Annotated in this window: 11 protein-coding genes; 4 read left to right on the plus strand and 7 right to left on the minus strand. The window is 74.4% G+C overall.

Annotation, left to right across the window (positions count from 1 at the left end):
- The first annotated feature begins 136 nt into the window (after positions 1 to 136).
- Entirely contained in the window at positions 137 to 5,083 is a 4,947-nt protein-coding gene (locus ACZ407_RS32505; RefSeq protein ID WP_468134689.1) for an NAD-glutamate dehydrogenase, read from the plus strand.
- A 463-nt stretch (positions 5,084 to 5,546) separates the two neighbouring features.
- On the opposite strand, the gene ACZ407_RS32510 is transcribed toward ACZ407_RS32505, so the two are convergent.
- Positions 5,547 to 6,335 (minus strand): ABC transporter ATP-binding protein, encoded by a 789-nt coding sequence (locus tag ACZ407_RS32510; protein WP_468134691.1) that lies wholly within the window; start codon positions 6,333 to 6,335, stop codon positions 5,547 to 5,549.
- Complete coding sequence (locus ACZ407_RS32515) at positions 6,328 to 7,278, minus strand: ABC transporter permease (protein ID WP_468134693.1); 951 nt, start codon at positions 7,276 to 7,278, stop codon at positions 6,328 to 6,330. Before ACZ407_RS32515 ends, ACZ407_RS32510 begins: the two co-directional genes overlap by 8 nt.
- Before the next feature lie 167 nt (positions 7,279 to 7,445).
- On the opposite strand from ACZ407_RS32515, the gene ACZ407_RS32520 reads away from it, so the two are divergent.
- Positions 7,446 to 8,069, plus strand: a complete 624-nt coding sequence (locus ACZ407_RS32520) for a TetR/AcrR family transcriptional regulator (protein ID WP_468134695.1) — start codon at positions 7,446 to 7,448, stop codon at positions 8,067 to 8,069.
- Between the two features lie 26 nt (positions 8,070 to 8,095).
- Here ACZ407_RS32520 and ACZ407_RS32525 read toward each other — a convergent pair whose 3' ends face one another.
- From ACZ407_RS32525 to ACZ407_RS32545, 5 genes are all read right to left on the minus strand, one after another.
- Complete coding sequence (locus ACZ407_RS32525) at positions 8,096 to 10,366, minus strand: bifunctional glycosyltransferase/CDP-glycerol:glycerophosphate glycerophosphotransferase (protein ID WP_468134697.1); 2,271 nt, start codon at positions 10,364 to 10,366, stop codon at positions 8,096 to 8,098.
- A gap of 93 nt (positions 10,367 to 10,459) precedes the next feature.
- Positions 10,460 to 11,323, minus strand: a complete 864-nt coding sequence (locus ACZ407_RS32530) for a carbohydrate ABC transporter permease (protein WP_468134699.1) — start codon at positions 11,321 to 11,323, stop codon at positions 10,460 to 10,462.
- A complete protein-coding gene (locus ACZ407_RS32535; protein WP_468134701.1) occupies positions 11,320 to 12,678 on the minus strand; it encodes a carbohydrate ABC transporter permease in 1,359 nt (452 codons plus the stop codon). The genes ACZ407_RS32530 and ACZ407_RS32535 overlap by 4 nt, the downstream gene beginning before the upstream one ends.
- Positions 12,626 to 14,011, minus strand: a complete 1,386-nt coding sequence (locus ACZ407_RS32540) for an ABC transporter substrate-binding protein (RefSeq protein WP_468134703.1) — start codon at positions 14,009 to 14,011, stop codon at positions 12,626 to 12,628. Before ACZ407_RS32540 ends, ACZ407_RS32535 begins: the two co-directional genes overlap by 53 nt.
- A 185-nt stretch (positions 14,012 to 14,196) precedes the next feature.
- On the minus strand, positions 14,197 to 17,766 hold the full coding sequence (locus tag ACZ407_RS32545) for an FtsK/SpoIIIE domain-containing protein (protein ID WP_468134705.1): 3,570 nt from the start codon (positions 17,764 to 17,766) through the stop codon (positions 14,197 to 14,199).
- A gap of 426 nt (positions 17,767 to 18,192) precedes the next feature.
- On the opposite strand from ACZ407_RS32545, the gene ACZ407_RS32550 reads away from it, so the two are divergent.
- Positions 18,193 to 19,986 carry a serine/threonine-protein kinase gene (locus tag ACZ407_RS32550; protein ID WP_468134707.1) on the plus strand — a complete coding sequence of 598 codons (1,794 nt, stop codon included), beginning with the start codon at positions 18,193 to 18,195 and terminating at the stop codon, positions 19,984 to 19,986.
- 218 nt (positions 19,987 to 20,204) lie between these two features.
- Positions 20,205 to 21,488, plus strand: coding sequence for a serine/threonine-protein kinase (locus ACZ407_RS32555; protein WP_468134709.1), 1,284 nt, complete (start codon positions 20,205 to 20,207; stop codon positions 21,486 to 21,488).
- Positions 21,489 to 21,576 lie beyond the last annotated feature (88 nt).

A 21,576-nucleotide genomic window follows, 5' to 3' on the forward strand; every position in this document is an offset into this window, starting at 1 on the left:
TGGCTGAATCTGTTCCGGCGTTTTCCTTTTACGGCATAGCGTCGGGCCCGACGACGGGTGCCCCGCGTCGCGGCGCTTACGCCATTCCCGCCTTCACCTACGTCACGCAACGGCGCGCGACAGGAGCCATGAGGACATGCAGACCAAGCTGGACGAAGCAAAGGCCGAGCTGCTCGCACGGGCTGCCCGGGTAGCTGAGAACAGCCCGGCCGGGGGGCTACTTCCGACTGGGTCCGAGAAGGCCGGGAGTCCCGATCAGGACACCGTCCTCTCCTACCTCCAGCGCTACTACCTGCACACCGCGCCCGAGGACCTGGTCGGCCGGGACCCGGACGACGTGTTCGGAGCAGCCCTTTCGCACTACCGGCTCGCCGAGGTCCGCCCGCAGGGCACCGCGAACGTGCGCGTCCACACCCCCACGGTCGAGGAGAACGGCTGGACCTCCAGCCACTCGGTCGTCGAGGTGGTCACGGACGACATGCCGTTCCTCGTCGACTCCGTCACGAACGAGCTCTCCCGCCAGGGCCGCGGCATCCACGTGGTGATCCACCCGCAGGTCGTCGTCCGCCGCGACGTCACCGGCAAGCTCATCGAGATCCTCGGCCCCGACTGCGATGCCCACGGCTCCGCCACCGAGCGCCCCCACGACGCCGTCGTGGAATCGTGGATCCACGTCGAGATGGACCGCGAGACCGACAAGGCCGACCTCAAGCAGATCACCGTCGACCTGCTGCGCGTCCTGTCCGACGTCCGCGAGGCCGTCGAGGACTGGGAGAAGATGCGCGAGGCCGCGCTCCGCATCGCCGAGGGCCTCGCCGACGAGCCCACCGCCCCGGACCTGCGCGAGTACGAGCTCGAAGAGGCCCGCGAACTGCTGCGCTGGCTCGCCGACGACCACTTCACCTTCCTCGGCTACCGCGAGTACAACCTGGTCGACGGCGACGCCCTCGCGGCCGTCCCCGGCACCGGCCTCGGCATCCTGCGCTCCGACCCGCAGCACGGCACCCGCGAGGACGGCCACCCCGTCTCCCCGTCCTTCAACCGGCTGCCCGCCGACGCCCGCGCCAAGGCCCGCGAGCACAAGCTGCTCGTCCTGACCAAGGCCAACAGCCGCGCCACCGTGCACCGCCCGTCCTACCTCGACTACGTCGGCGTGAAGAAGTTCGACGCCGAGGGCAACGTGGTCGGCGAGCGCCGCTTCCTCGGCCTGTTCTCCTCGGCCGCCTACACCGAGTCCGTCCGCCGCGTCCCGGTCATCCGCCGCAAGGTCGCCGAGGTCCTCGAAGGCGCCGGCTTCGCGCCGTCCAGCCACGACGGCCGCGACCTGCTCCAGATCCTGGAGACCTACCCGCGCGACGAGCTGTTCCAGACCCCGGTCGACAAGCTCCGCGAGATCGTCACCTCGGTCCTGTACCTCCAGGAGCGCCGCCGGCTGCGGCTGTACCTGCGCCAGGACGAGTACGGCCGCTACTACTCGGCCCTCGTCTACCTGCCGCGCGACCGGTTCACCACCGCCGTCCGGCTGCGGCTGATGGACATCCTCAAGGAGGAGCTCGGCGGCACCAGCGTCGACTTCACCGCCTGGAACACCGAGTCCGTCCTCTCCCGCATCCACTTCGTCGTCCGCGTCCCGCAGGGCACCGAGCTGCCCGACCTCACCGACGCCGACGCCGAGCGCATCGAGAACCGCCTGGTCGAGGCCGCCCGCTCCTGGGCCGACGGCTTCCAGGAGGCCCTCGTCGCCGAACTCGGCGAGGAGCGCGCCGCGGAGATGCTGCGCCGCTACGGCGACGCCTTCTCCCAGGGCTACAAGGGCGACCACTCGCCCCGCTCCGCCGTGGCCGACCTGGTCCACCTGGAGCGCCTCAAGGCCTCGGACCGCGACTTCGCGCTCTCCCTCTACGAGCCCGTCAACGCCGGCCCCGGCGAGCGCCGCTTCAAGATCTACCGCCAGGGCGAGCAGGTCTCCCTCTCCGCGGTCCTCCCGGTCCTCCACCGTCTCGGCGTCGAGGTCACCGACGAGCGCCCGTACGAGCTGCGCTGCGCCGACCGCGCCCAGGCCTGGATCTACGACTTCGGCCTGCGCATGCCCGCCGGCTCCGGCAACGGCGACCTCGGCGACGACGCCCGCGAGCGCTTCCAGGACGCCTTCTCGGCCGTCTGGCAGGGCGAGGCGGAGAACGACAACTTCAACGCCCTGGTCCTGGGCGCCGGACTGACCTGGCGCCAGGCCGTGGTCCTGCGCGCGTACGCCAAGTACCTGCGCCAGGCAGGCTCCACCTTCAGCCAGGACTACATGGAGGACACCCTCCGCAACAACGTCCACACCACCCGGCTGCTCGTCTCGCTCTTCGAGGCGCGGATGTCCCCGGGCCGCCAGGCCGCGGGCACCGAGCTCATCGACGCCATGCTGGAGGAGCTGGACGGGGCCCTGGACCAGGTCGCCTCGCTCGACGAGGACCGCATCCTGCGCTCCTTCCTCACCGTCATCAAGGCCACCCTGCGCACCAACTTCTTCCAGAAGAACGCCGCGGGCGAGCAGCACTCCTACGTGTCGATGAAGTTCGACCCGCAGGCCATCCCGGACCTGCCGGCCCCGCGCCCGGCCTTCGAGATCTGGGTCTACTCCCCGCGCGTCGAGGGCGTCCACCTGCGCTTCGGCAAGGTCGCCCGAGGCGGCCTGCGCTGGTCCGACCGCCGCGAGGACTTCCGTACCGAGATCCTCGGCCTGGTCAAGGCGCAGATGGTGAAGAACACCGTCATCGTGCCCGTCGGCGCCAAGGGCGGGTTCGTCGCCAAGAACCTGCCGGACCCGTCGGTGGACCGCGACGCGTGGCTCGCCGAGGGCATCGCCTCGTACAAGATCTTCATCTCGGCGCTGCTCGACATCACCGACAACCTGGTCGCCGGCGAGGTCGTGCCCCCGCAGGACGTGGTCCGCCACGACGAGGACGACACCTACCTCGTCGTCGCCGCCGACAAGGGCACCGCGACCTTCTCCGACATCGCCAACGGGGTCGCCGAGTCCTACGGCTTCTGGCTGGGCGACGCCTTCGCCTCCGGCGGCTCCGCCGGCTACGACCACAAGGGCATGGGCATCACCGCCCGCGGCGCCTGGGAGTCCGTCAAGCGGCACTTCCGCGAGCTGGGCCACGACACCCAGACCGAGGACTTCACCGTCGTCGGCGTCGGCGACATGTCCGGCGACGTGTTCGGCAACGGCATGCTGCTCTCCGAGCACATCCGCCTGGTCGCCGCCTTCGACCACCGGCACATCTTCATCGACCCGAACCCGGACGCGGCCGTCTCGTACGCCGAGCGCCGCCGCCTGTTCGACCTGCCGCGCTCCTCGTGGGCCGACTACAACACCGAGCTGCTCTCCGCGGGCGGCGGCATCCACCCCCGCTCCGCGAAGTCCATCCCGATCAACGCGCAGGTCCGCGAGGCCCTCGGCATCGAGGCCGGCATCACCAAGATGACCCCGGCCGAGCTGATGCAGGCGGTCCTCACCGCCCCCGTCGACCTCCTCTGGAACGGCGGCATCGGCACCTACGTCAAGGCCACCGCCGAGACCCACGCCGACGTCGGCGACAAGGCCAACGACGCCATCCGCGTCAACGGCGCCGACCTGCGCGCCAAGGTCGTCGGCGAGGGCGGCAACCTCGGCCTGACCCAGCTCGGCCGGATCGAGTTCGCCCAGCACGGCGGCCGGGTCAACACCGACGCCATCGACAACAGCGCGGGCGTGGACACCTCCGACCACGAGGTGAACATCAAGATCCTGCTCAACGCGGTCGTCGCCGACGGGGACATGACCGTCAAGCAGCGCAACAAGCTGCTCGCCGACATGACCGACGAGGTCGGCCGGCTGGTCCTGCGCAACAACTACGCGCAGAACATCGCCCTGGCCAACGGCAGCGCCCAGTCCGCCAGCCTGCTCCACGCCCAGCAGCGCTTCATGCGCCGCCTCGGCCGGGACGGCCTGCTGGACCGCGCACTGGAGTTCCTGCCCAACGACCGGCAGATCCGCGAGCTCCTGAACAACGGCAAGGGCCTCACCCAGCCCGAGCTGGCGGTGCTCCTCGCCTACACGAAGATCACCACCGCCGACGAGCTGATCACCACCGATCTGCCGGACGACCCGTACCTGCGCGGCCTGCTGCACGCGTACTTCCCGCAGGCCCTGCGGGACCGGTTCCCCGAGCAGATCGACGCGCACGCGCTGCGCCGCGAGATCATCACGACGCTGCTGGTCAACGACACCGTCAACACCGGTGGCTCGACCCTGCTGCACCGCCTGCGCGAGGAGACCGGCGCCTCGCTGGAGGAGATCGTCCGCGCCCAGCTCGCGGCCCGCGAGATCTTCGGGCTGGCCGAGGTGTGGGACGCGGTCGAGGCGCTGGACAACCAGGTCCCGGCGGACGTCCAGACCCGGATCCGGCTGCACTCGCGGCGCCTGGTCGAGCGCGGCACCCGCTGGCTGCTCAACAACCGGCCGCAGCCGCTCCAGATCACCGAGACGATCGCGTTCTTCAGCGAGCGGGTCGCCCAGGTCTGGGCGGAGCTGCCCAAGCTGGTGCGGGGGGCGGACCTGGAGTGGTACCAGCAGGTCCTCGGCGAGCTCACCGCGGAGGGCGTGCCGGACGAGCTGGCGGCCAAGGTGGCCGGGTTCTCGTCGGCCTTCCCGACGCTGGACGTCGTCGCGATCGCCGATCGTACGGGCCAGGACGCGCTCGCCGTGGCCGAGGTCTACTACGACCTCGCGGACCGGCTGAACATCACCCAGCTGATGGACCGGATCATCGAGCTGCCGCGGGCCGACCGCTGGCAGTCCATGGCCCGTGCGTCCATCCGCGAGGACCTGTTCGCCGCGCACGCCGGGCTGACCTCCGACGTGCTGGCCGTGGGCAACGGCAGCGCCACGCCGGAGGAGCGGTTCAAGGCCTGGGAGGAGCGGAACGCGGCGATCATCGGGCGGGCGCGGACCACGCTGGAGGAGATCCAGGGGTCCGACGACTTCGACCTGGCGAACCTGTCCGTGGCGATGCGCACGATGCGGACGCTGCTCCGCACGCACAGCTAGGCGCCGGCGTAACCGGCACGACGGGGCCCGCCCAATCCCTTGGCGCGGGCCCCGCCCCTTTTCCCCCTGGCAAACCCAGCCTCGCCGGCGTTTGAGGCGCAAGGTTTGGGGCGGAGCCCCGAGACGGCGGCGGTCGGCTGCGCCCGAGGCGGGGGCAATTCCAGCCCCTCCGGCGCTTGAGGAGCGGGGTTTGGGGCGGAGCCCCAAGGCATCCCGGCTGGCGCCGGGCACCGGGCTCCGCCCGGACCCGCTCCTCAAACGCCGGAGCGGCTGGATTTTGCCGGGTCCGAGGCGTGAGGGGTTTGGGGCGGAGCGCCGGAGGGGCTGGACTTTGCCGGGTCCGAGGCGTGAGGGGTTTGGGGCGGAGCGCCAAGGCATCCCGGCTGGCGCCGGGCACCGGGCTCTGCCCGGACCCGCTCCTCAAACGCCGGAGGGGCTGGACTTTGCCGGGTCCCCCGCGGGGTCAGGGGTGGGTGTGGTTTTCGTAGGCCTTGCAGACCTCGTGCGTGGGGCCGTCCATGCGCAGCGTGCCCGCTTCCAGCCAGATCGCCCGGTCGCACGTCTCGCGGATCGTGCCGATGCCGTGGCTGACGAGGAAGACCGTGCCCGCCTCCTTCCGCAGCTCCGCGATCCTCTGCTGGCTGCGCCGCTGGAAGCGCGCGTCCCCCGTGGCCAGGGCCTCGTCGATCATCAGTACGTCGTGCTGCTTCGCGGCGGCGATGGAGAAGCGCAGCCGGGCCGCCATCCCGGAGGAGTACGTGCGCATCGGCAGGCTGATGAAGTCCCCCTTCTCGTTGATGCCGGAGAAGTCGACGATGTCCTGGTAGCGGTCCCTGATCTCCTGCCGGGACATGCCCATCGCGAGCCCGCCCAGCAGGACGTTCCGCTCGCCGGTCAGGTCGTTCATGAGGGCCGCGTTGACCCCGAGCAGGGAGGGCTGGCCGTCGGTGTAGACCCGGCCCGCGGCCGCCGGGAGCAGTCCGGCGATGGCCTTGAGCAGGGTGGACTTGCCGGACCCGTTGGAGCCGATGAGGCCGATGGCCTCGCCCCTGTACGCGGTGAAGCTGACCCCCTTGACCGCGTGCACCTCCCGTACGCCCGGGCTGGCCTTCCGGGAGAAGATCCGGCTGAGGGCCGAGGTGGCGCTGCCCCGGCCGCCCGCCGCGCCCTGGACCTTGTAGACGACGTGGACGTCGTCGGCGATGACGGTCGGGACGCGCCCGTCGTGCGCGGTACGGAGGCTCTCAGCCACGGCCGTACACCTCCTCGGCCTTCCAGAAGTAGACGTAGCCGCCGATGCCGGCGAGCAGGGCCCAGGCCGCGGCGAGCGGCCAGGCGTGGTGGGGGAGCTGGCTCCGGTGGAAGCCGTCGAGCAGCGAGAAGCGCATGAGGTCGATGTAGAGGGCCGCCGGGTTCCACTGGAAGGCGGTCGCCACGAACTCCGGCAGGTGCCGGCTCTGCAGGGTGTAGCCGATGTTCCACATCACGCCGGAGAAGTACATCCAGGTCCGCAGCACGAACGGCATCAGCTGGCTGACGTCCGGCATCCGGCTCCCGATGCGGGCCATGGCCATCGCGCAGCCCGCGCAGAACACGGCGAGCAGCAGCAGCGCGGGGACCGCGAGCAGCCAGGAGGCCCGCGGCCGCTGCCCGAACGCGAGCAGGATCACCAGCAGGGCGGCCATGGTGACCATCAGCTGCTGGAAGAGCTGGATCACCGTGGACAGGGGCAGCGAGGCGCGCGGGAACTGCAGGGCCCGCACCAGGCCCAGGTTGCCGGAGACCGCGCGCGTGCCGGAGTTCAGCGCACTGCTGAAGAAGTCCCAGACGAACACGCCGGTGACCAGGTACGGGATGAACTGCGGGGTGTGCCGGCTCTGGCTCAGGACGATGCCGAAGATGAAGTAGTAGACGGCCGCGTTGAGCAGCGGGGTCATCAGGTGCCACACCTGGCCGAGCCGGGCCGTGCTGTACGTGGCGCTCATCCGGGCGGACGCGAAGGCGGTGATGAACTGCCGGCGCCCCCACAGCTGCCGGGTGTAGGCGCCGAGCGGGGGCCGGGCCCCGCTGAGGTGCAGGCCGTGGGCCGCGGCCAGCCGGGCCGCCTCGGCGGAGGCGGCGGTTCTGGCGCGTTCGGCGGCGGTGGGTACGGCGGCCGGGCCGCGCCGGGGCGGCGGGGCGGGTGCGGTCGTCACGCTCACAGAAGTCGCTTTCGACGGGGGCACGGGCACGGGCGAGCAGGCATCGACGACGGGACGGGTCCGTATCGTCGCAACGCCGAGGTTAGGACCCTCCACGTCGGAACGCAAACGTCGGAACGCAACCGTATCGTCGTGACGTATCCGCCCGGTATGCTCTGTCCATGACGACTCCGCCTGCACCGTCACCCGGTCCGCGCCGCGCCCCCGCCGGGGCCGCCGTACTGCGGGAGGACGTCACCGAGGCGATCCGCGCGGCCGTCTTCGAGGAACTCGCCGCCGTCGGCTTCTCCCGCATGTCGATCGAGGCCGTCGCCCGCCGCGCCGGGGTCGGCAAGACCGCCGTCTACCGCCGCTGGCGCTCCAAGCTGCACCTGGTCCTCGACCTGGTCTCCGCCTTCGCCGTCCAGGGCCTGCCCGCCCCCGACACCGGTTCCCTCACCGGAGACCTGCGGGCCCTCCTGGAGGTCATGTCCCACCTGCTGCGCCACCCGGTGGCCTCCCAGGTGATCCCGGACCTGCTCGTCGAGGCCGCCCGCAACCCCGAGATCGCCCAGGCGGTCCGGGAGGTCCTGCTGCGCAGCGAGACGGAACTGGCCGGAGAGGTCGTACGGTCCGCCGTCGCGCGCGGCGAACTGCCCGCGGACACCGACCCCGAGCGCGCCCTCGACCTGGTCATCGGACCGCTCTACTGGCGGCTCGTCGTCGTCCGCGGCGAGCTGCCCGGCGGCTACCTCGACGAACTCGCCCGCGCGGCCGCCGCCGGCCTCGCCGCCGGCCGCCCGTAGCGGCGCGGCAGGCCCTCCCGCCCCCTTCAGTCCAGGGTCAGCCGGTCGAAGCCGCGCAGCCCGCGCCGCTGCCCCGGGGTCCCCGAGGCCGGACCCGCCGACAGGGCCGCGGGGGCCGGCCGCCGGTCCTCCAGCGGCACGAACTCCGGCAGGCCCGTCTCCTGGCCCAGGAACACCCGGCGCACCACCCGCTCCGCCGCGTGCCCGTCGTCGTACTGGCAGAACCGGGCCCGGAACGCGGACCGCAGCTGCGCCGAGCGGGAGCCCTGCCAGTGGCCGGTGGCGAAGATGTCCACGAGCTCGTCCTCGGTCCGGGCGATCGCCCCCGGCGGGGTGGCCCGCAGGTCGAAGTAGGTGCCGCGGGCCGCCTCGTACGCCTCCCAGTCGTCCGCGTGGATCACGATCGGCCGGTCCAGCGAGGCGTAGTCGAACATCAGGGAGGAGTAGTCCGTGACCAGCGCGTCGGAGGCGAGGCAGAGCTCCTCCACCGACGGATGCCCGGAGACGTCGATCAGCCGCGGGTGCACGTCCGGGCTCAGCGGACCGCCGCCGTACGTGAGGTGGCTGCGGGTCAGGATCGTGAACCGCGGGCCCAGGTCGCGCAGCACCCGCTCGAAGTCCAGGTGGACCGGGCGGCTGCGCCGGTAGTCGCGGTGGGTGGGCGCGTACAGGACCGCCGTGGTGCCCGGGGCGATCCCCAGCCGCTCGCGCAGCTCCAGCACCTCGGTGGCCCCGGCCCGCTGGAAGACGTCGTTGCGCGGGTAGCCGTACTCCAGGGTCGTGTACGAGGAGGGCAGGGCCTTCTCCCACACCAGCGTGGAGTGCCGGTTCGCGGACAGCAGGTAGTCCCACTGGTCCGCGCCGCGCAGCAGGGCCGCGAAATCGGTGGTCGGGGTGGCCGCCGGGCGGTCCAGCAGGTCCAGTCCGACCCGCTTGAGCGGGGTGCCGTGCTGGGTCTGCACCAGGATCTGGCCGGGGCGCTTGACCAGGCCCCGGTCGAAGTTGACGTTCGTGACCAGGTACGTGGCCCGGGCCAGCGCGGTCCAGTACGCCCGGGAGCCCGGCCGCAGCCTCTGGGTCTGCGCCGGTACGGTCCCCTCGTGCGCCGGGGCGCAGATCCAGGCGGTCCGCACCCGCGGCACCAGCTCCCGGACCTTCTCCTCGACGGCCGCCGGATTGCAGGCGTATCCGCCGTGCCAGTACGCGCTGAACACGGCGAGGTCGGGGCGCAGGGGCAGCAGCCGCTGGGTCCGGTAGTGGAGCAGCATCAGCCCCTTGCCGAGGGCCTGCCGCAGGGCGCGCAGCCGGCGGCCGGCGCCCAGCACCCCCGAGCGGACGGCCGCCAGGGTCCGGTAGGTCCCGTGGGTGCCGAGCCGCATCACCGCGTGCCGCAGCCGGGGAACGGCCGCCGGGGCGGCCCCGCGCACCCGGTAGCGGCGCAGCTGGGCGCGGGCCCGGCGGAAGTACTCGCCGCGGGTGCCGCGGGGGAGCCGGCCGCGGGAGGAGAGCAGTCGGGCGTGGTGGTCGGCCATCCGCCGGTAGAGCAGCGGGCGCCAGCGGTCCAGCTCGGGACGGGTGGCGAGGAACGCGAACAGCCGGTCGTACTGGTCGAAGACGTCGAAGTGCCGGCGGGAGGTGGTGGTCATGATCGAGCCGGTGCGTCGCTGGCGGTAGTGCACGCAGACCCGGTCGAGGACGGCGATCGACTCGGCCGTCAGCAGCACCGGCGCGGTCCACGGGGTGTCCTCGTAGTAGCCGGGCGGGAAGGTGAAGGCCTCGCGCTCGACGAACTCCCGCCGGTACGCCTTGTTCCAGACCACCATCAGCACGCCGAGCAGGGCGGGCCGGTCCTCCACGCGGAAGGAGGCGGGGCCGTCCTCGTGGAGGCGGTGGGAGAGCTGGTTGCGGATGATCTCGCCGGTCCAGTAGGCCCGCGCGTAGTCGTAGACGAGGACGTCCGGCCCGCCGGTGGCCTTGAGCCGGTCGTCGATGGCCCGCAGGGCGCCGGGTGCGAGCACGTCGTCGCTGTCGAGGAAGATCAGGTAGTCCCCGGTGGCGCGGGCCAGCCCGGCGTTGCGGGCCGGGCCCAGGCCCACGTTGTGCGGCAGGTGCACCGCCGTGACCCGCGGATCGCGGGCCGCGTACTCGTCGATGATCGAGCCGCAGGCGTCCGGGGAGCAGTCGTCGACGGCGATCAGTTCGAGATCCGGGTACGACTGGGACAGGACCGAATCGAGACTGTCCTGCAGGTACGCCTGGACCTTGTACGCGGGCACGATGACGCTGAACCGGGGCACGTCACATCCAGGGGTGGGGCGCGGGCATATTGCCGAGCAACGCCCGCCCCCGTCACGGGGTTACGCAGAATGCGGCATCCGGGTTACGGAGCGTCACTTCACGGCTCCGGCCATCACCCCCGTGGTGAACTGCCGCTGGAAGGCGAAGAAGACGACCAGGGGCACCGCCATCGACAGGAAGGCGCCCGGGGCGAGCACGTCGATGTTGTTGCCGAACTGCCGTACCTGCTGCTGGAGGGCGACCGTCACCGGCGGGTTCGACGAGTCGGCGAAGACCAGCGCCACCAGCATGTCGTTCCACACCCACAGGAACTGGAAGATGCCGAGGGAGGCCAGCGCCGGGCCGCCCAGCGGCAGCACCACCTGCGCGAACAGCCGCAGTTCGCCCGCCCCGTCCAGCCGGGCCGCCTCCAGCAGCTCGCGCGGGATGCCGGCGAAGAAGTTGCGCAGCAGGAAGACGGCGAACGGCAGCCCGAACGCGGTGTGGAACAGCACCACGCCGGCGGTGGTCTCGAACAGGCCGATGCTGCCGAAGAGTTCGGACACCGGGATCAGGGCCACCTGCACCGGCACCACCAGCAGGGCGACCACCACGAGGAACAGCGCATCGCGGCCCGGGAACTCCAGCCAGGCGAAGGCGTATCCGGCGAAGGCGCCCAGCACGAGCACGAGCAGGGTGGCAGGGACGGTGATCAGCACGGTGCTGAGCAGCGACCGCGTGATCGTCTCGTTCTCCAGCAGGGCCGCGTAGTTGGCGGCCGTCAGCCGGGAGGGCGCGCCGAGCACCTGCCACCAGCCGCCGGAGGCCAGGTCGGAGGAGGAGAGGAAGGACGAGAGCAGCAGACCGGTGGTCGGCAGCAGCCAGAACACGGCGGCCGCCACCAGGAACACGCGCACCGCCCCGCCCGCGGCCCGGGCGGCCAGCCGGCCCGCGGCCGACGTACGGCGGAGGCTCATCGGGAGGACTCCTTCCGCATCCGGCGGATGTTGACCAGCATCACCGGCAGCACCAGGACCAGCAGCAGGACCGCGATCGCCGAGCCCACCCCCTGGTCCGCGTCCGTGCCGAACGAGGTCCGGTACAGCTGGAGCGCCAGCACGTTCGCGTCGTCCTGCACCGAGCCCGGGGCGATCACGAAGACCAGGTCGAAGATCTTCATCACGTTGATGACCAGCGTCACCAGCACCACCGCGAGCACCGGCGCCAGCAGCGGCACCGTGATCCGGCGGAACACCTGCCACTCGTTCGCCCCGTCCACCCGGGCCGCCTCCAGCAGCTCCCGCGGCACCGCCGCCAGCCCCGCCCCGATCAGCACCATCGCGAACCCCGCCCACATCCACACGTACGCGCCGATCACCGCCGGGGTCACCAGCGCCGGGCCCAGCCAGGCCACGCCCGCGTACGGCTCCGCGAAGTTCGACGCGGGCAGCCGCAGCAGGGCGCCCGAGGCCTCCGCAGGCAGGGTGAAGGTGCCGTCCGGGCGGGTCCGGGCCGAGGCCACCACCTCGCCCCCGCGGACCGCCTCGACCCGCATCCCCGCGTATCCGGACTCGCGCGGGTCCACCGCCCCCCGCCGGCCGCCGCCGCCCCGCGTGAAGTCCTGCCAGGCGGTGCCCGTCACCTTCCCGGGCTCCGCCGCGGCGGGCCGGGCCGGCCGGGTGCCCTCCGGCAGCGCCTCCTGCGGTACGCCGACCAGCGGCAGCAGCACCGGCACCCCGGCCCGGACCGGGGCCCGGGTGGTGAACCCGCCGCCCGGCGCCGCGGCCAGCGGGGCGTCCGGACGGGGCCGGGCCCGCGGGAAGGCCGAGGACGGGGCGAAGGTGTCGTGCACCCCCACCCACACGGCGTTCGCGACCCCGCGGTCCGGGTCCTGCTCGTAGACCAGCCGGAAGACGATCCCGGCCGCCAGCATCGAGATCGCCATCGGCATGAACACCACCAGCTTGAACGCCGTCCCCCAGCGCACCCGCTCGGTCAGCACCGCGAACACCAGGCCCAGCGCGGTGGCCGCGGCCGGGGCCAGCACCACCCACACCGCGGTGTTCTTCAAGGCCGTGCGGATCGCCTCGTCCCGCAGCAGCTCCGCGTAGTTGTCCAGGCCCACCAGGGAGTCGCCCGCACGGTCGTACAGGCTGCGGTGGACCGAGAAGCCGATCGGGTACACCACCAGGGCGCCCAGCAGCACCAGCGCGGGCAGCAGGAAGGCCGCCGCGACGGCCCTCCTGCGCCGGCGCTCCGATCCGGCGGGGGTCACCGGCTCAGTTCCCGCCCCCGGACCCCGTCCCGGGCGGCCCCCAGGCCTTGGCGGCATCGGCCTCCAGCCGCCGCTGGGTGCCCGCCACGTCCTTCGGGTCCTTCAGGAAGTCCTGCAGGGCCTTCCACTCGCCCGCGCCGGGGGTGCCGCCGAACGCGGCCGGGGCCTGGTCCGACATGTCGAAGCGGAAGTCGTCGCCCGCCGCGATCAGGGCCTTCGCGATGCCGCGCTGGATGTCGTTCGGATAGGCCGCCGGATCCACGTTCCGGTTCGGCGACAGGAAACCGCCCTGCCGGGCCCACACCGTCGCCGCGTCCGGCGAGGCCAGGAAGGTCAGCAGGGCCTGCGCCCCCTTGGACGGTTTGAGCGCCACCGCCACGTCACCGCCCGAGACCACCGGGTGCTTCGCCCCGACCGACGGGAACGGGAACACCTTCGCGTCCTTGCCGATCTCCGCTCCCGCCTGGGCGATGTTGACGGAGACGAAGTCCCCCTCGAAGACCATGGCCGCCGCCGGGCGGTCCCCGCCGGTGAAGGTCTGCGTGACGGACTTCGGGAACTCCGTCGCCAGCGCCCCGCTCTGACCGCCCGCGAGGAAGTCCTTGCGGCCGAACAGCTCGCCCAGGGTGGTCAGGGCCGCCGCCACGCTCGGATCCGTCCACTTGATCTCGTGCCGGGCCAGCCGGTCGTACTTCTCCGGACCCGCCTGCGAGAGGTAGACGTTCTCGAACCAGTCCGTCAGCGTCCAGCCGTCCGCGCCGCCCACCGACACGGGGGCCGTGCCGGAGGCCGAGACGGTGTCGGCCGTCTCCAGGAACTCCTTCCAGGTGCCCGGGACTTCGGCGCCGGCCGCCTCGAAGGCCTTCGTGTTGTACCAGACCAGCGACTTGTTCGCGGCCTTGAAGTACACGCCGTACGGGACACCGCCGACGGTGCCGAGCTTCTTCCAGCCCGGGGCGTAGCCCGCGTCCAGCTGCGCCCTCGCCTCCGGGCCCAGCGGCTGCGCCCACTTCTTCTGCACCGCCTGCACCAGGGCCCCGGCCTGCGGCAGCAGCGCCACGTCCGGGGGCTGCCCGCCGGCGATCTTCGAACCGAGGAAGGTGACGATCGGGTCCTGGGCCGGTACGAAGGTGACCTCCGCGCCGGTCCGCTTCTCGAACTCGTCGAGGACCTTGGTGAAGTTCTGCTGCTCGGGACCGGTCCAGACGGCGGCCACGGAGACCTTTTCGCCGTCCAGGCGGGGTAACTTCACGGCGGAGGCGGGGGGTTTCGACGGGCCGTTCGTGCTGCCCTCCTCGGTACTGCTGCACGCGCCGGCGGTGGCGGCGAGTGCGCCCGCCAGGCCGAGTGCCGTCCAGGTTCGTGTCCGCCGTGCCGTGCGGTTGCGCATCGCTGCCCCCGTATCGCCGTGGCCGAGTCCGGTCCCTCAGGGATACGCCGTGGTTCCGGCCACCGCAATACCGCCTGCCCCAGGTGGCGCCGCCGACCGGATCCGGCCGGGCGTGCCGGCGCTGCCCGGCCGGATCCGGCCCCGCCGGCGCTTGAGGCGCGTGGTCCGGGGCGGAGCCCCGGGGGTCAGGGGAACGGGACCGGGGTCGCCGAGACCAGGTGCGCGGCGCGGTCCAGGGCACTGGCGAGCAGCGCCAGGTCCGTGGGCCCGTTGCCCAGCTCGCGTACCGGCCGCCGGGCCGGAGGGTCACCCATGCGCTCCCACTCCAGCGGGACCACGGTCGGCCGCAGCGTGGCCGTCCGCGGGATCCGCCCGGTCACCCGCCCGCCCTGGAAGGGGACCTGGCGCCCGTCGGGCCGGTGCAGCACCCCCCGCCCCGGCGCAGCCCCGCCCGGCTCGCCGCCTCCGCCCGCAGGCACCGCCGCCAGCTCCACGCGCAGGCTCGCCAGCCGGGCCGGCTCGGTGCCGGCCGTGCGTTCCGGGCGGGCCGTCGAGGCCACCAGGTGCACCCCGAGCGCGCCCCCGTCCCGCGCCACCGCCTCCAGCGCCCGCACCACGGACCCCGCGGCCGGCCGGCCGGGGCTGCCCAGGGCCGGGGCCACCAGCGCGTCGAAGTCGTCGACGAGCACCACCAGCCGGGGCAGCGGTGGGGGCCCCGCCGGCTCGGTACGGCCCGTCCCGGCGCGCAGCCGCAGGGTCCCCGAACGCTGCGGGTCGAGGTCCCCGCGCAGCTCCGCCGCGCTGGGCGCCCGCTGGGCCACCATCCGCCCCGACACCTCCCGTACGGCGTGCCACTGCGCGAACGGCACCCCGTCCAGCAGTTCCGCGCGCCGCTTCAGCTCGGCCCCCAGGGCCTGGGCGAACTCGCGCATCCGCACCGGGTCCGAGGCCACCAGGTGCCCCGACACGTGCGGCAGTTCCGTACACGGCCGGAGGCCCTCGCCGCGCTCGCCGCCCGCACCGTCGACGAGGAGCAGGCCCAGCCGGTCCGGCCGGGCGGCCGCGGCCAGCGAGGCCGCCACCGAGCGCAGCAGCTCGGTGCGGCCGCTGCCGGGCGGGCCCTCGATCAGCAGGTGCGGCCCCTCGGCGACCAGTTCCGCGCCGACCGGGCCGCTGCGGCCGCTGCCGAGCACCACCTCGGCCAGCCCGCCGACCCCTTGGCCCTGGTCGGTGGCGGCCGCCCAGCGGGCCATCAGCGAGGCCGGGGTGGCGCGGGCCAGCCCCAGTTCGTCGAGCAGCCGGGCCGCGGCCGGCAGGGCGGCGGCCGGCCGCTGCGGCCCGGACTCGGCGCCCTCGGTGCGCAGCGGGGCCAGGGCGCGGGCGAACCGCTCGGCCCAGGCCGCCGAGACCGCGTCGGCGGTGACGGTCTCCCCGTGTCCGGCGGGCCGGCCGCCGGCCACCGGCAGCACCCGCAGGGCGGTGGCCACGTCCCCGCTGAGCAGGGCGGCCGTACCGCAGTCGCGGAAGGCGGGGGAGGCCGCGCAGGCCGCCTCGTACGTGTCGGAGACCGGGGAGGCGGGCGAGGCGGCCGGGGTCTCGGCCAGGCACACCAGGTGGATGCCGGCGGCGGGGCCGTGGGCGGCCAGCCGGGCCACGGTGTCGCGCAGCGGGCCCGGGCCGGGATCGCCGTCGAGGACGACCACGGTGCGCGGGCCGCAGTACGCGGCGCCCGTGCGGGCCACGGTGCTCCGGTCGGCGGCGGACCAGCCGGGGCCCAGCGGGCTGTCGTCCAGCCGCCGGGTCAGCTCGGCGGTACGGGCGGCCGCCTGGTCCTTGTCGTACGCGAGGAGCAGCCGGCAGTCCTGACCGTGCGCCGGACGCACGTGGGGGAGCCAGCCCAGCCAGCCCCAGTCGGCGCGCCGCTCGGGCAGGGGGCGCGCCCGGTCGGTGGCGAGGAGGACGAGCTCCAGGTCCTCGGGGCCGTGCAGGGCGGCGAGCTGGGCGACCACGGAACGGGCGAGGCCCAGCAGCCGGGCCCGCGGGCCCGCCAGGCCCAGCGAACCGGTCTCGCGCAGCGGCACCGCGCAACCGTGCCCGAGGCGTACGAGGAGCGCTTCGGGGTGTCCGGGCCCGCGCTCCCACAGCAGCGGGCCGGGCCCGAGGGCGGTCAGCAGCAGCGCGGCGGCGTCGGGCCCGGCGTCCGGCAGCTCCGCGGGCCGACCCGCGACGGGCCCGCCCGCGGGCCCCTCCGCGGCCGGCCCGGCAGCCTCCCGCCCGAACCGGCGGCGCGCCCACGCCCCGAGCCCGCGACGGGGGGCGGGGGACTCGGCACCGGGGCCGGGGGCGGGGTCGGGAGCGACGCCGGGAGCGGCAGCGGCCGCAGGACCGGCACCGGTACCGGCACCCACACCGGTACCAGGGCCGGGATACGCCGCGGGTGCCGCTCCCGGTCCTGCGGCCGCTGCTGCTGAGCGGCCCGGCGCCCCGGCCGAGGTTCCCGCGCCCGTGACCCCGAGAACGGGCGCGCGCCGTGCACCGGGAACGGCGGCCGCTGCTCCGGCCGCCCCGGAGACCGGCTGCGCCTGCGGATACGCGTACGAGTCCGCCCCCGCGCCCTCCGAGCCGCCCCCGGAGCCCGGAGCACCGCCCGCAGTCCCGTCGGCGGCGACCGCCCCACCCGGCCCGGCCGGCCCGCCGAGACCGGCAGGGGTCCCGGTACCGCCGACGCCGCCAGCCCCTGCACGACCGCCAGGACCCGCAGCGGCGCCGAGTCCCGGGCCGCCGTGCCCCGCCGGGCCGCCGGTGGCGGCACCCGCCGGGCCGCCGTATCCGGCCGGACTGCCGCCGGGACCGCCGAGGCCCGCAGGACCACCGGCCCCCGCAGGGCCACCGGCCCCTGCGTATCCGCCGGTGCCCGGGCTGCCGTGCCCGGCCGGGCCGCCGGTGGCGCCACCCGCAGGGCCGCCGAGGCCCGCGTATCCGCCTGAGCCCGCAGTGCCGCCGGGACCAGTGCCGGCGGGACCCGGGAGGCCCGAAGCCGGGGAGGCGTCGGGGCCCGCCGGGACGTTCGTGGCTCCGGACGGCGTGCGGCCGCCGGGCGTCTCCGGCCGTGCCGCCAGGCTGACGCGGAGGCGGCCCTCCAGGTCCGGGGTGACGGGGAGGGTGGCCGGTGGGGCGGGCGGGAGGAGGCGGAGGGTGGATTCGCCCACGGAGAGGAGGGAGCCCGGGGTGAGGGGGACCGGGTCGGGGCCGACCGGGTGGCCGTCGAGGGAGGTGCCGTTGGTCGAGCCGAGGTCGGCGACCGCGACGCGGCCGTCCTCGGACACCGTCACCGCGCAGTGCAGGCGGGAGACGTCCGGGTCGTCCAGCGGGACGTCGGCCTCCGCCGAGCGCCCGATGCGGATCGGGCCGCCGTGCAGCAGGTGCACCCCGCCCGCGTCCGGGCCCGCGATCACGTGCAGCTGCGCGGCCGAGCCGACCGCCGGGGACTCCTCCGCCGCCGGCAGGTGCACGGACAGCACGGCCCCGTCCATGAGGGGCGGCTCGCCCAGGGTGTGCCGCTGCGGGTCCAGCCGCTCGGCCCCCGCGTACAGCACGACCGTGCCGCCGGTGTCCGGTCCGGCGACGGTGGCCGCCAGCCCGGAGGCCACGGAGGCCAGGGGCGTCCCGGCCGGCGCCGTGACGAGCACGTCACAGCGCGCGCTCGCGCTCTGGTGGCCGCTGCGCGGCCCGAGGACGGTCAGCCGGATCTGCATCGCCGTCAGCGGTCCCTTCTGCGCGGTGCGCCCGGCAGGGGAACGGCGGCAGGATGCTGCCCGGTCCGCCCCCCAACCCGGCACGGACGCGTAGCCCGTTCAGGTCTGCCGGACCGGGGGGCTCCCGACCCCCCGCATCCGTACTGGGTGCATCCTCGCACCTGTCGCGGACAACACGCCCGGCAGCCACCCGAAAGTGATCTTGAATGATGGTCCGGCCGCCGCCCGCCCGCGCACCGGATCCTCCCGGGCCGTCCCCCGGTCCCGGGAAACCCGTGTTCACGGGCCCGGCGGACCGCGGAGGAACCCGTACGGCCGTCACCCTTCGCACGGATGTGCGGCAACCATCCGCCCTGGACCCGCGTCTTCCGGACCACCAACCCCTAGAGTGGTCGGACACGAAAATTGAGACCAGGGAGCGCTGACGTGCGGCCGGTAGGCAGCAAGTACCTGCTCGAGGAGCCGCTCGGCCGCGGCGCCACGGGCACCGTCTGGCGTGCGCGCCAGCGGGAGACGGCCGGCGCGGAAGCGGCCGTGCCCGGGCAGCCGGGCGAGACCCTCGCCATCAAGGTGCTCAAGGAAGAGCTCGCGAACGACGCGGACATCGTGATGCGCTTCCTGCGCGAGCGCTCCGTGCTGCTGCGGCTGACGCACCCCAACATCGTGCGCACCCGCGACCTGGTCGTCGAGGGAGACCTCCTCGCGCTGGTCATGGACCTGATCGACGGCCCGGACCTGCACCGCTACATCCGCGAGAACGGCCCCTTCACCCCGGTCGCCGCGAGCCTGCTCACCGCCCAGATCGCGGACGCGCTCGCCGCCAGCCACGCGGACGGGGTCGTGCACCGCGACCTCAAGCCGGCCAACGTGCTCCTCGACGAGAGCGCCGGGCAGATGCGCCCGATGCTCACCGACTTCGGCATCGCCCGCCTCGCCGACTCCCCGGGCCTCACCCGCACCCACGAGTTCGTCGGCACCCCGGCCTACGTGGCCCCGGAGTCCGCCGAGGGCCGCCCCCAGACCTCCGCCGTGGACATCTACGGCGCCGGCATCCTGCTGTACGAGCTGGTCACCGGCCGCCCGCCGTTCGCCGGCGGCACCGCGCTGGAGGTCCTGCACCGCCACCTCAGCGAGGAGCCCCAGCGGCCCTCCACCCTGCCCGAGCCGCTCTGGACGGTCATCGAGCGCTGCCTGCGCAAGGAGCCGAACGAGCGCCCCAGCGCCGAGAGCCTGGCCCGCGCCCTGCGCGTGGTCGCCGCCGGCATCGGCGTGCACTCCTCCGCCGCCGAGGTCGAGGCCGCCCTCGGGGTCGGCGCGCTGCTCACCCCCGACCCCTCGCCCGCGCCGGTACCGGAGACCCCCGGGGCCGCCGACCCGACCCAGGTGCTCCCCGCGGGGTCCGCCGCCGGGCCCGTGGGCGCGTACGACCCGAACGCCATGACCAGCGTGCTGCCGCCGGTGGGCGGGGACGACGCCACCTCCGTGCTCCCGCAGACCGCGGGCGCCGGAGCCGGTGCGGCCGACCCGACGGCCGTCATGCCGCCGGTGCAGCAGCCGGACGCCCCGCACCCGTGGCAGTCCCAGCTCCAGGCCGCCCGCGACCGCAACGAGCAGACGCAGATCCAGTACCTCGACCCGAGCGAGGACCCGCTGCGCCGCCGGCCGCAGCGCCCCCAGCCGCAGCAGCCCCCGCACCGGCAGCCCCCGCCGCAGCAGCCGTACGGGCAGCAGCCCCAGCAGCCCCCGCACCAGCAGCAGCGTCCCCCGCAGCGCCAGGCTCCGCCCCCGCCGCAGCAGCCGTACCGCCAGGGCCCGGCCCCGCAGGCGAGCGGGTACCCGTACCCGCCGCCGCAGCAGTACCAGCAGCCGCCGCACCAGCCGCAGTACCAGCAGCCGCAGCCGCCGCCCCCGGTGTACCAGCAGCCGCAGCAGCCCCAGCCGTACGCGGCCGCGCCCGCGCCGCAGCCCCAGCAGCCGGCCCGGCCGGCCCCGCGGGAGCCCCGGCCGCCGCGCCAGCGCAGCGCCAACCCGATGCGCATCCCCGGGCTGGGCTGCCTCAAGGGCTGCCTGTTCCTGGTGCTGCTGTTCTTCGTGGGCGGCTGGCTGATCTGGGAGCTGACCCCGCTCCAGGAGTGGATCGGCACCGGCAAGGGCTGGTGGGACCAGATCGGCACCTGGATCGGCGAGGTCAGCGACTTCGTCAGGGGCGTGAAGGTCTAGAAGGTCCGGACCGAGGGGCCGGCGGTACTCCGCCGGCCCCTCGGCCGTTCCCGCCGCCGCACCCCCGCCAGGGAGCGAGTTCGTAGATTTGTCGACTTGTGGGGGGTGATTTCCCCCGCAGAAGTGAAGGTCGCCGCGATCTGCGCCCGTCGAATGGCGTGCAACCCCCTCCCGGCCGCGTAGCTTGGACGCGTACGCCAGCGGTTGAGGGAGCAGTCGTGGCACGGAAGATCGGCAGCCGGTACACCGCTCACCAGATCCTGGGACGCGGCAGCGCGGGCACGGTATGGCTGGGCGACGGACCCGACGGGCCCGTCGCGATCAAGCTGCTCCGCGAGGACCTCGCGTCCGACCAGGAGCTGGTGGGGAGGTTCGTCCAGGAGCGCAGTGCCCTGCTCGGGCTCGACCACCCCAGAGTGGTCGGGGTCCGCGACCTCGTCGTGGACGGCAACGACCTCGCGCTCGTCATGGACCTCGTACGCGGCACCGACCTGCGCACCCGTCTCGACCGCGAACGCCGGCTGGCCCCCGAGGCGGCCGTGGCGATCGTGGCGGACGTGGCCGACGCCCTCGCCGTGGCGCACGCCGCCGGGGTCGTGCACCGCGACGTCAAACCGGAGAACGTCCTCCTCGACATGCAGGGCCCGCTCGGCCCCGGCGGGGCGCACCCGGCCCTCCTGACCGACTTCGGCGTGGCCAAGCTCATCGATTCCCCCCGCCGGACCGGACCGCCCGCCGCCGGCACCCGTACGCGGATCATCGGCACGCCCGACTACCTCGCCCCCGAGATCGTCGAGGGCCTGCCGCCGCGCGCGGCCGTGGACATCTACGCCCTCGCCACCGTGCTGTACGAGCTGCTGGCCGGGTTCACGCCCTTCGGCGGCGGGCACCCGGGGGCGGTCCTGCGTCGCCACGTCACCGAGACCGTCGTCCCGCTCCCCGGCATCCCCGACGAGCTGTGGCAGCTGATCGTGCAGTGCCTGGCCAAGGCCCCCGCCTCCCGGCTGCGCGCCTCGGAGCTCTCCGTACGGCTGCGCGAGCTGCTGCCGCTGCTGGCCGGGATGCCCCCGCTGGACGTGGACGAGCCCGACGACCTGGAGACCGGGGAGTACGCCTCACCCGCCGACGAGGCCGGGGAGCCCGGGGAGGCCCCGGACGCGGCCCCGCCGGCCCGGCGGCGCGGGGCGGTGCCGCTGGTGCCCGGCGGACCGCTCGTCGACTCCGGCCGGGACACCCACACCTCGATGCGGGTGCCGGGCCCCGACGAACTCGCGGGCGGCGCGCTCGGCACCGCCCGGGTGCCGCGGCCCACCGGCGCCCCGCGCCCCGGCTCCGCCCGGCACCGCGCGGACGCCGTCCGCAAGCGGCGCCTGGCGCTGGGGGCCGCGGCGGCGGCCCTCGCGGGGGTCGTCGGGATCGGGACCTGGCTGGCGGTCTCCTCGGAGGAGCCCCCGCCCCAGGACCACAAGCAGTCGGGCCGCTCGGGTCCGCTCACGCCGTAGGGCGCCACCCGCTCGGGCCCGCTCACGCCGTAGGGCGCCACCCGCGCGCGGCCCGCCCACGCCGTAGGGCGCCCCGCCCGCGGGAGGG

It is taken from the genome of Streptomyces sp. NPDC030809 (assembly GCF_055572195.1).